This window comes from Frankia sp. AiPs1 (assembly GCF_023716945.1).
In the GTDB taxonomy this organism is placed as follows: domain Bacteria; phylum Actinomycetota; class Actinomycetes; order Frankiales; family Frankiaceae; genus Frankia.
The window spans coordinates 1-11,339 of the sequence record NZ_JAMQQF010000169.1 but is presented as its reverse complement, the minus strand read 5'-3'; the positions used below and the strand labels follow the sequence as shown (position 1 = coordinate 11,339).

Annotated in this window: 6 protein-coding genes and 1 tRNA gene; 5 read left to right on the top strand and 2 right to left on the bottom strand. The window is 73.1% G+C overall.

Annotated elements, in window-relative coordinates; all coding sequences use genetic code 11:
• From topA to ND748_RS16075, 4 genes are all read left to right on the top strand, one after another.
• A partial coding sequence (topA, locus tag ND748_RS16090) for a type I DNA topoisomerase (protein WP_251746622.1) occupies window positions 1–3,129 on the top strand: 3,129 nt, incomplete at its 5' end.
• Complete coding sequence (gene tmk / locus ND748_RS16085; RefSeq protein WP_251746621.1) at window positions 3,129–5,645, top strand: dTMP kinase; 2,517 nt, start codon at window positions 3,129–3,131, stop codon at window positions 5,643–5,645. The genes topA and tmk, both read left to right, overlap by 1 nt.
• Window positions 5,646–5,680: 35 nt before the next feature.
• Window positions 5,681–6,934, top strand: coding sequence for a DNA polymerase III subunit delta' (locus ND748_RS16080; protein ID WP_251746620.1), 1,254 nt, complete (start codon window positions 5,681–5,683; stop codon window positions 6,932–6,934).
• A gap of 227 nt (window positions 6,935–7,161) precedes the next feature.
• The gene (locus tag ND748_RS16075; protein ID WP_251746619.1) at window positions 7,162–8,250 is read left to right on the top strand and encodes a regulatory iron-sulfur-containing complex subunit RicT; all 1,089 of its coding nucleotides are present in this window, start codon (window positions 7,162–7,164) and stop codon (window positions 8,248–8,250) included.
• A 130-nt stretch (window positions 8,251–8,380) separates the two neighbouring features.
• Here ND748_RS16075 and ND748_RS16070 read toward each other — a convergent pair whose 3' ends face one another.
• Window positions 8,381–9,118 (bottom strand): response regulator transcription factor, encoded by a 738-nt coding sequence (locus tag ND748_RS16070; RefSeq protein WP_009741721.1) that lies wholly within the window; start codon window positions 9,116–9,118, stop codon window positions 8,381–8,383.
• Between the two features lie 372 nt (window positions 9,119–9,490).
• Here ND748_RS16070 and ND748_RS16065 point away from each other — a divergent pair.
• A tRNA-Thr gene (locus tag ND748_RS16065) sits at window positions 9,491–9,562 on the top strand.
• A 379-nt stretch (window positions 9,563–9,941) separates the two neighbouring features.
• Here ND748_RS16065 and ND748_RS16060 read toward each other — a convergent pair.
• A complete protein-coding gene (locus ND748_RS16060; protein ID WP_308205645.1) occupies window positions 9,942–10,481 on the bottom strand; it encodes an inorganic diphosphatase in 540 nt (179 codons plus the stop codon).
• Window positions 10,482–11,339: the final 858 nt, after the last annotated feature.

Genomic DNA, 11,339 nt, shown 5'->3' with positions numbered 1-11,339 from the left:
CCCCCCCCGCCCCCCCCCCCCCCCCCGCCCCCCGCCGCCACGGGACGCCGGGCGACCGGCCGGTCGGCGACCGGTTCGAGCGGCGCCGCCGGTGCCACGCCCGAACCGACCCCGGGCTCGGGCACCCGCCTGGTGATCGTGGAGTCGCCGGCCAAGGCGAAGACCATCGCCGGCTACCTCGGGCCGGGCTGGCAGGTCGAATCGAGCATCGGCCACATCCGCGACCTGCCGCGCAGCGCCGCCGACGTTCCGGCCGCGCACAAGGGCAAGCCCTGGGCCCGGCTCGGCGTGGACGTCGACAACGATTTCGAGCCGCTCTACGTGGTGACGCCGGACAAGAAGCTGCAGGTCAGCAAGCTCAAGGCGCTGGTGAAGGAAGCCAGCGAGCTCTACCTCGCGACAGACGAGGACCGGGAGGGCGAGGCGATCGCCTGGCACCTGCTCCAGACGCTGAAGCCGACGGTGCCGGTGAAGCGGATGGTGTTCCACGAGATCACTCCGCAGGCGATCCGCCGCGCCGTGGACAACCCCCGCGAGATCGACGAGAACCTGGTCAACGCACAGGAGACCCGTCGCATCCTGGATCGTCTCTACGGCTACGAGGTCTCCCCCGTGCTGTGGAAGAAGGTCATGCCGAAGCTGTCGGCGGGCCGCGTCCAGAGCGTGGCGACCCGGGTCCTGGTCGAGCGGGAGCGGGCCAGGATGCGGTTCCGCGCCGCGGAGTACTGGAACATCGACGGCCTGTTCGGCGCGACGGTCGCCCGCCAGGGCTGGCCGGCCGGTAGCGACGGGGCCGGCACGGACGCGGCCGACGCCGGCGTGGAGCGGACGCCGCTGCCGGCGACGCTGGTCGCCCTCGACGGCAACCGGATCGCCACCGGCCGGGACTTCGCGCCGACCGGCGAGCTGACCACCTCCGGTGTGACCCGGCTGGACGAGGCGGGGGCACGGGCCCTCACCGACCGGCTCGCGCAGTCCGCGTTCGCGGTGCGCTCGGTGGAGACCAAGCCGTACCGACGCTCGCCGTACCCGCCGTTCATGACCTCCACGCTGCAGCAGGAGGCCGGCCGCAAGCTGCGGTTCTCCAGCCAGCGCACCATGCAGATCGCGCAGCGGCTGTATGAGAACGGCTACATCACCTACATGCGCACCGACTCGACGAACCTGTCCGAGACGGCGCTCGTCGCCGCCCGCAGCCAGGCGGCGAGCCTCTACGGGCCGGAGTACGTACCGGCCAACCCGCGTACGTACACCAAGAAGGTCAAGAACGCCCAGGAGGCCCACGAGGCGATCCGGCCCGCCGGCGACCACTTCCGCACCCCCGGCGAGGTTCGCGGCGAGCTCGACGTCGACTCCTACCGGCTCTACGAGCTGATCTGGCAGCGGACCGTCGCCAGCCAGATGGCCGACGCCCGGGGCACGAGCGCCACGATCCGGCTCGGCGCCACGTCGTCAGCCGGGGAGGACGCGGAGTTCTCGGCATCCGGCAAGGTCATCACCTTCCCCGGCTTCCTACGCGCCTACGTCGAGGGCGCCGACGATCCCGACGCCGAGCTGGAGGACCGGGAGCGGCGCCTGCCCGACGTGCGCCAGGGCGACCCGCTGGCGGTCCGCTCGTTGACCCCCCGCGGGCACAGCACCAGCCCGCCGGCCCGCTTCACCGAGGCCAGCCTGGTCAAGACGCTCGAGGAGCTCGGGATCGGCCGGCCGTCCACGTACGCCTCGATCATCGGCACGATCCAGGACCGTGGCTACGTGTGGAAGAAGGGCTCGGCGCTCGTGCCGAGCTTCGTCGCCTTCGCCGTCGTCGGCCTGCTGGAGGACCACTTCACCCGGCTGGTCGACTACCGGTTCACAGCGACGATGGAGGACGACCTCGACGACATCGCGGCCGGGACCGCGGCGTCCACCGACTGGCTGACCCGCTTCTACTTCGGCACCGGGGGTGGCGCCGATCCGGCCGCCGCGGCCGGACTCAAGCACCTCGTCAGCGAGCGGCTCGGCGAGATCGACGCCCGCGAGGTCAACTCGATCCCGCTCGGCGAGGCCGACGACGGCACGACGGTCGTGGTGCGCGTCGGGCGGTACGGGCCCTACGTCCAGCTCGGGGAGGGCCGGGCCAGCGTGCCCGACGACCTGGCCCCGGACGAGCTCACCGTGGCCCGCGCCCTGGAGCTGCTCGCCGCCCCGAGCGGGGACCGGGTGCTGGGGGTGGACACCGCCACCGGTGCGACCATCACGGCCAAGGCCGGCCGGTTCGGCCCCTACGTCACTACGGACACCGACCCGCCGCGCACCTCCAGCCTGCTGCGCACGATGTCGCTGGAGACGCTGACCCTCGACGACGCCGTGAGGCTGCTGACGCTGCCCCGGACGCTGGGCGCCGGCGCGGACGGCGAGGAGGTGACCGCGCAGAACGGGCGGTACGGCCCCTACGTGAAGAAGGGCGCCGAGAGCCGGTCGCTGGAGTCCGAGGATCAGTTGTTCACGGTGACGCTCGAGGAGGCGCTGGCGCTGATCGCGCAGCCCAAGGCGCGCGGACGCCGCCAGGCCGCCCAGACCCCCCCGCTGCGCGAGCTCGGCAACGATCCGGCCAGCGGCAAGCCGATGGTCGTCCGGGAGGGCCGGTTCGGGCCCTACGTGACCGACGGCGAGACCAACGCGAGTCTGCGCAAGGGCGACGCCGTCGAGTCGATCACGGACGCGCGCGCCGCGGAGCTGCTCGCCGACCGCCGTGCCCGCGGTCCGGCCCCGGCGAAGCGACCCGCCCGAAGCACCGCGAAGACGACGACCGCGAAGACGACGACCGCGAAGAGCGGCGCCGCGAAGACCACGACCGCGAAGACGACCGCGGCGAAGACGGCGAAGACCACGACGGCGAAGACCACGACGGCGAAATCCACGACGGCGAAGACGACCGCGGCGAAGACCACGACGGCGAAGACGGCCACCAAGTCCGGCACCACCACCAAGGGCTCGGCGGCGAAGTCGGCCACGACCAGGTCCGGGGCGAAGAGCAGCACGGCGCAGAAGGTCGGCGACGAGCCCGCGGCCACCGGGTCGTCCGCTTCGGACGACGGCGGTGGCGCCGCGGGAGCGACGTCCGGTGGCACCCGTCGGACGGACTGATGGCCTCGCCGATCCGTCCGGCTGACGGGCCGGTCGACACGGCGGGGGACGGCTCGGCGGCGACCACCGCGGCATCAACCGCGGTGGGCTCCACGACCACCATCCCCGAGTCCCCCGCGACCCCGCCCCCTGCCTCCCCACCCCCTGCCTCCGCGCCCCCCACCCAGGACGAGAACGGCGGCGCGCGCCGCCGCGGTGTCGGCGGCCGGCGGCTGCGGCTGGGGCGCATGCCGGGCCGGCATCCGGTCACGACGGTCCCCTCCCCGCCTGCCAGGGCGAACAACGCGACCGGTGACGACAGCGACATCCGCGCCGTGCTGCGGATCCCCGAGTTCCGCCGGATGTGGATCCAGCTCAGCCTGTCCAGCCTGGGCGACTGGATGGGCCTGCTGGCCACGACCGCGCTGGTCACCCAGCTGCAGAACAGCTTCTCGGGGCAGGCGTACGCGATCGGTTCGCTGCTGATCGTCCGGCTGATGCCGGCCCTGATCTTCGGTCCGCTCGCCGGCGCGCTCGCCGACCGCCTGGATCGCCGGTTGACGATGGTCGTCACGGACGTGATCCGCTTCGCACTGTTCGTCTCGATCCCGCTCATCGGCACGCTCGAATGGCTGCTCATCGCGTCGTTCCTGGTCGAGGCGGTCACCCTGGTCTGGGCGCCGGCGAAGGACGCCAGCGTCCCGCACCTGGTCCCGCGGGAGCGGCTCGCCGCGGCGAACACGCTGAGCCTGATCATGACCTACGGCACGGCCCCGCTCGCCGCCGCAATCTTCACCACGCTGGCGACGATCTCGCGGACGCTGGGCTCCAGCGTCTCGTTCTTCCGGGACTCCTCCGTCGATCTCGCGCTGTATTTCAACGCGGCGACCTTCCTCGGCTCGGCCATCGTGATCTGGGGACTCAAGGACATCGGCCGGGCCGCCCGCCCGGAGGCCGGCCCCGAGCCCGGTTTTCTGGCCTCGATCACCGAGGGCTGGCGCTACGTCGGGCACGACCGGTTGGTCCGCGGGCTGGTCGTGGGCATCCTCGGCGGATTCGCGGGGGCCGGGTGCGTGATCGCCCTCGGCCGGCTCTACGTCGGAATCCTCGGCGGCGGTGACTCCGCGTATGGAATCCTGTTCGGAGCGGTGTTCGTCGGGCTGGCCGGTGGGATGGCCGCCGGGCCGAAGCTGCTTGGGGACTACAGCCGTACCCGCCTGTTCGGTGTCTGTGTCACCGGCGCCGGTATCACCCTGGTGATCGTCGCGATCATCCCGAACCTGGTCATCGCCTGCATCCTGGTGGTGGCGGTGGGGGCCTTCGCCGGGGTGGCCTGGGTGACCGGGTACACGCTGCTGCAGGCCGAGGTCTCCGACGAGCTTCGCGGGCGGACCTTCGCTCTGGTGCAGTCGCTGGTGCGCATCGACCTGCTGGTCGTGCTGGCGGCGGCGCCCGCCCTCGTCGGCCTGATCGGCACGCACGGCATCCACCTGTGGGGCGACATCACCGTGCGGGCGGACGGCGTGACCGTCGTCCTGCTCGGCGGGGGCCTGCTCGCGGTGGCGGTGGGACTGTTCGCCTACCGCCAGATGGACGAGCGGGTCGGGGTCGCGGTCTGGCCCGAGCTGTGGAACGCGATGCGCGGCCGGAAGCCGACGCCGACGCGACCGCGGCACGCCGGCCTGTTCGTCGCGGTCGAGGGGGCCGAGGGGGCGGGACGATCCACCCAGGTCGAGTTGCTGCGGTCCTGGCTGGCCGGCAGTGGGCGCGAGGTCGTCGTGACCTCCGGTTCCGGCGGGACAGCGACCGGCGCGAGGCTGCGGGAGCTGCTGTTCGACCCCTCGACGCGACTGCACGCCCGCACCGAGGCGCTGCTCGCCGCCGCCGACCGCGCCGAGCACGTGAGCCGGGTGATCGAGCCGGCGCTCGCCCGCGGCGCCATCGTCATCACGGACCGCTACGTCGACTCGTGGATCGCCTTCCAGTGCGCGAGCCGGTCGGTCGATGCCGCGGAACTGGCCGTGCTGGCCCAGTGGGCCACCCATGCCCTCGTTCCGGACCTGACCGTGCTGCTGGACCTGCCCGCCGGACTCGGGCCACGACGGACGGCGGTCGGCCCGCCGCAGCTCCCCGCGAACGCGCTCAACGGCGCACGGACGCACACCGTCACCACGGCAGACACCGTCGTCACCACAGCAGACACCGTCACCACAGCAGACACTCCCCCTACCGCCGACGCGGGCGCGGGCGCAGATGCGGGTATCGACAGGATCGGCGCTGGACCAAGCGTCGAGCCGGTTGACGGACCGGCCGACGGACCGGTTGACGGACCGGTTGACGGACCGGCCGAGGAAGCTGGTGCCGAGCTGCTCGCCTATCGCGGCCGGGTGCGCGACGGGTTCCTCCGGCTGGCCCAGGCGGAGCCCGCGCGCTACCTCACCGTCGACGCGAACCGCCCTCGGGAGGAGATTCACGCCGAGATCCGCGCGATCGTCGCCAGCCGGGTGGAGCGTCGGGCCGTGCCCCTGGGCGCCTGAGTCGGGCGGGGCGGCGGGCGGGGGATGATGGCCCGGTGACGGTATGGGAGACGCTGGTCGGCCAGGAGGCGGTCGTCGCGACGCTGCGCGCGGCTGCGGCGGCGGCCTCCCCCAGTGTTCGCGCGGCCGCCGCCAACGGTGGTGGCCCGGCCGGGGTGCGCTCGGGGATGACCCATTCGTGGTTGTTCACCGGCCCGTCCGGCGCGGGGCGGCAGGAGGCGGCGCGCGCGTTCGCCGCCGGTCTGAACTGCGAGCGGGAGCCGCCTGGCTGCGGAGAATGCGCCGGCTGCCACACGGTGCTCACCGACACCGCCACCGACCTGCGCACCGTCACCCCGGAGGGGCTCTCGCTCGGCGTGAAGGACGTCCGCGCCCTGGTCCGGGACGCCGCCAGCGCCCCCACCGCCGGCCGCTGGCGGATCCTGCTGCTCACCGACGCCGACCGGCTCACCGAGGCCGCGGCGAACGCGCTGCTCAAGGCATTGGAGGAGCCGGCGGAACGGGCCGTGTTTCTGCTGTGCGCGCCGTCGATCGAGGATGTACTTCCCACCATTCGTTCCCGCTGCCGGACGGTCGCACTGCGTCTTCCCTCCGCCGCGGACGTGCGCGACATGCTGCTGCGGGAGGGGATCGACGAGCAGGTGGCGCAGACGGCCGCCCGAGCCTCGCAGGGGCACCTCGCACTGGCCCGCCGCCTCGCCACCGACGAGGCCGCCCGGGACCATCGGGCGGCGGTGCTGCGCATCCCGGGCCGCCTGGGGCGCGTCGGGGACTGCCTGGCCGCCGCCGCGGACCTCGTGGCCGCCGCGAACGCCGATGCCGAGGCCGCGAACGCCGAGCGGGACGAGGTCGAGACGGACGCGCTGAAGACGGCGCTCGGCGTCGGTGCGACCGCCACCGGCGGGAAGTCGCGATCCGCTCGAGCACCGAAGGCGGGCGCGAAGGCACGGTCGATGGTCGTCCGGGGCGCGGCCGGGGCGCTCAAGGAGCTGGAGCGGACCCAGAAGAGCCGCGGGCGGCGCACCATCCTCGATTCCCTCGACCGGGCCCTGGTCGACCTCGCCGGCCTGTATCGCGACGTGTTGGCGGAGCAGCTCGGCGCGCCCGTCGACCCGATCCATGCCGACCATGCGGCCGAGGCCGCGGGCCTCGCGGCGGCCTCGACCCCGGAGCAGACGCTGCGGCGGCTGGAGGCCGTGCTCGCGACCCGGGCGGCCCTCGCCGACAACCCGGGTCTCGTGCCGCTGCTCGCGGTGGAGTCCCTGACCCTCGCCCTGCGCGACGGCTGACGCCGGCCGCGCCCGCTCGGCCCAATCCCACCGGCGGTGTGGCCGGTATGACCGAAACAGGCAGCCGAGTCCCGCTGGCGGCATACTCTGATCTGCGACGCAGATCACGCTGGCGGGTGGTTTCGGCATGCCCCGCCCGGTCCGGCGCTGCCGCGCGTCGCCGCCAGCCTCCCACCCGGGGGCGTTGTTGCAGCCGGCCCGAGGGCCAGGGGGAGGTGACGGGTCGGATGCCGATGATGTGCGCGGTGGCGTTCTCCCCCCGCGGCAAGCTCTACTACGCCGATCCGGGTGTCCACACGCCCCGGGTCGGCGACCAGGTCCTCGTGCCCACCGACGATGGTCCCGAGGTCGCAACCTGCATGTGGGCACCGCAGTGGATCTCCGACGACATCGGCGGCCTGCCGGTGCTGGCCGGGATGGCGCAGGCGGCGGACGTGCAGCGGGCCGAGCTGTCCCGGCGCCGGCGGGCCCGGGCCCGGGTCGCCGCCCGGCGGCTGGCGCGGGAGCACAACCTGCCGGTGAAGATTGTCGGCGTCGACCACGTGCCGGATTCCGGCGGATACACGATCTACTTCAGCGCGGAGGGGCGGATCGACTTCCGGGAACTGGTCCGCGACCTGAACCGGACGCTGGCCGCGCGCGTACGGCTGCGCCAGTTGTCCGCCCGGGACAGCGCCCGGGTGCAGGGCGGGATCGGCTCGTGCGGGCGCGACCTGTGCTGCGCGACGTTCCTCACCGACTTCGAGCCAGTGAGCCTGCGGATGGCCCGCGACCAGGACCTGGCCCTCAACCCGATGCGGATCAGCGGTGCCTGCGGTCGGCTGATGTGCTGCCTACGCTACGAACATCCGCTGTACGAGGAGTTCGCCGAGGCTGTGCCCGCCGTCGGGGAACCGGCCTGCACTCCCCAGGGAGAGGGCCGGGTCGTGCGGCACGACGTGCCCCGCCAGCAGGTTGTGGTGGTGCTCGACGGCGGCGGGCGGACCTCCTGCGAGCGGGCCGACGTGTGCCCGTCCCGGCAGGCGCACGAGGCTGCCTACGCCCCGCCCAGGCCCGAGCCCGGCCCGGATCCCGACCCCACGCCCGCAGGCTCCGACCAGACCAGCTCCGACCAGACCAGCTCCGACAACGAGAGTGCGGTACGCCGGGGCACCGACCGAGAGGGGTCGGAGCATGTGGGGTCGGAGCATGTGGGGTCGGAGCATGTGGCACCCGAGCACGAGGGGCCCGAGCACGAGGGGCCCGAGCATGACGGCGGGACAGGCATCGAACCGGGCCGTGCCCGCCGGCGCTCCCGGCACCGCCACCGACCCTGAGTGGTCTTCCCGGTGCCGCCGCCCGCGACCGGGCCAGCCGCGACCGGGCCAGCCGCGACCGGGCCAGCCCTGACCCGGCCACCCGTCATTCGGGCGGCCTGTCAGGTCCCGCGCCGGCGCTCCCGGCGACTCACGGGTCGAAGCGGTAGCCCATCCCGCGCAGTGTGGTCACCAGCCGCCGCTGTGGCGGGCGGCCCTCCACCTTGGTACGCACCCGCCGGACGTGCTCGGTGACCGTGGCAGGGTCCTGGAAGCGGGTGCCCCAGACCTGCTCGAGCAACTCCTCGCGGCTGAACACCCGTCGAGGGTGGCGCGCGAGGAAGGCCAACAGCTCGTACTCGCGCGCGGTCAGATCGATCCGCTCGCCGGCCACGGCGACCTCGCGGGCGCGCAGGTCGATGGACACGTCGCCGTACACGAGCGGATCGTTGCCGTCCCCGCTGCGCTGGGGCGGCGGCTCGGCGGGCCGGCGGCGTAGCCGGGCCCGCACCCGCGCGACCAGTTCCCGCAGCGAGTAGGGCTTCACGACGTAGTCGTCAGCGCCCAACTCCAGGCCGACCACCCGGTCGACCTCCTCGGCCCGCCCGGTGAGCATGATCACCGGCACCTCGCTGGTCTGGCGCAGACGGCTCAGTACGGCGAAGCCGTCCATCCGCGGCATCGCGACGTCCAGGACGACCAGATCGATCTCGGTCGTCTGGAACAGCCGGAGGGCGGCTTCGCCATCCGCCGCCTCCAGCACGCGATAGCCGAATCGTTCGAGGCTGCGCGCAAGTGCCACGCGCGATGCCTCATCGTCCTCAGCGACGAGGAGCGAGGCTCCTCGTGTCGCCGCTGCTGCTGGTGCAGCGTCCCCGGCCCCGGTCATGAAGCGAAACCCTACGCATCCTCATCGGAACAACTGCAACCGGGGTAGCGGTTTGCGTCGTTCGACGGGCCAAGAGGCGAAAATTGTGACAAGATCTGGATTACGTGAAAACCGATTGTCACGTAGCTGGCTTTCTTCTTGGGTGCCCATGACAGCCTGATGGGGTGGCATCGCCGGATTGTTCCGTTTTTGCACCGACCCGGCCTCGCCAGATCGGTGCGGCTTCGAGTCGGGGCCTGCCCCGGACGGGAGCCCGAGCCGAGCTGCCGGCGTCGGTGCCCCCGCGCGGCGCGCAGCCGGTCGAGCACCAGCGGTCGGCACCGCGCGGTCATCTGGCATACTCAACCCGGGCCAGTGCGATCCTGGCCGATCGCCGGAGTAGCTCAGTGGCAGAGCAATCGCCTCGTAAGCGATAGGTCGCGGGTTCAATCCCCGCCTCCGGCTCACTCCCCCGCCGAACGGCCCGGACCGGCGCGATGCGCAGCCGGGCACGCTCGAGGCGGCGTGGGCGGTATCCGTGGGTGCGACAATCGGCTTCCTGACCGCGCATGCCACGGTCCCGCATCGCTGCCGGTGACCCGACCGTGATTGCCGAGGTCTGGTTCCGCCCGCCCATCCCCAAGCACCGCAGGTGGCCTGATGGCCGTCCACGGCACGCCGGGTCGACTGGATCACGATCACGATGCTCCGGGTGACCTGGCTGAACGGCTGATCTGCCGCCGCCGGCCAGGTCCGCCGGTGGGCCGGCGCGAGGGGCGCCTCTCCATCCGCGATGCCCGCGGGCCCGCGCATGAAGAGGCGTCGCCGCCGCGCCGGTCGGCGATCACGCAGACCTGGGCTCGGCCTCCTGGTCGTGCCCGTCCGCCCCGGCGACCTCCGAGTCGTGCAGCCGCTTGATGGAGGCGAGGATCTCCCGCTCGGCCTCCTTGCGGTCCACCCAGGAGGCGCCCTCGACCGACTTTCCGGGCTCCAGGTCCTTGTAGACCTCGAAGAAATGCTGGATCTCCAGCCGGTCGAACTCCGGCAGGTGCCGCAGATCCCGCAGGTGCTCCTGGCGGACGTCGGCGACTGGGACGCACAGGACCTTGTCGTCCGGGCCCTTCTCGTCGGTCATCTCGAACATGCCGATGGTCCGGCACCGCACCAGGCAGCCCGGGAACGTCGGCTCCTCCAGCAGGACCAGCGCATCCAGCGGATCCCCGTCCCGCCCGAGGGTGCCCTCGATGAACCCGTAGTCCGACGGGTAGTGGGTGGAGGTGAACAGCATCCGGTCAAGCCGGATGCGCCCGGTGTGGTGATCCATCTCGTACTTGTTGCGCTGACCCTTGGGGATCTCGATGGTCACATCGAACTCAAGGTCCACTCCGCTCCCTGTCTCCTTCATGCTCAGGCCGACCCGGTCCGCACCGGTCGGCCACCACGTGTGAACTCACTCGTCGGTCTCCGGCGGATGCCGGGGATCGCGTGCTCCGGCGGCTGCCGGGGTATGCGGTCGGGTGCCGCGCGCTGCGGCCGCGCGCCGGGGACACCCGACGGACGCGGCGAAGCGTCGCGGACGACGACCGCCGCCCTTCCAGTGTCCCGGAAGCCACCTCCTGCCCGAGCTACCCGGTCGGCAACGCCACTGCACGTAGGCCACCGCCGGCGTCACCGCAACCGCCCCGATTCCGCGGACAGCGCCGTCGGGCCACGGCCGCCGCATCCCGCACCACCACGGCGCCGGGGTGACAGCGCCACGAGGCGAAACATCACGCCGGCCCGACCGGCGGCGGGCGGCCGCCTCGCAGGCAGGTGTTCCCCCGCCGGCCGCCGCGACCCGCCGGGCGGGAAAGCTCGCTGGACTGCGGGCAAGGGCCGGGTCCACCCGCTGGTCATCCGGACCGGCACGGGTCGGTTCACGGCTCGCGGCATACGGTGACACAGTGACACGCGACGTGCCACCCAGGCCGTGCGTGCCCGGACCGCCACGCATCCGCCCCGCACCGCCCCGCACCGGCCCGCACCCCCCGCGTGCCGGCGGCTGCCGGGGGGCCACTTCTGCCGGGACGGGCGGCACCGTCGGCGTGGCCCATCCGCCTTGCGTAGTGTCCGGCTGGTGACGTCAGCCGCGCCGGTCGCTCGGACAGGGGCGCTCACCGCTCTCGCCGGTGCCCTTCTCGCCGGCTCCCTGTCGGCCGGTCCCGCCGGCCGACCCGCACCGCCGCCGGTCGCCGGGTCGGCC

Coding starts and splice junctions, on each gene's coding strand:
- ND748_RS16070 (WP_009741721.1), bottom strand. CDS start 9,118: ATGACCGGGGCCGGGGACGCTGCACCAGCAGCAGCGGCGACACGAGGA.
- ND748_RS16075 (WP_251746619.1), top strand. CDS start 7,162: ATGCCGATGATGTGCGCGGTGGCGTTCTCCCCCCGCGGCAAGCTCTAC.
- tmk (WP_251746621.1), top strand. CDS start 3,129: ATGGCCTCGCCGATCCGTCCGGCTGACGGGCCGGTCGACACGGCGGGG.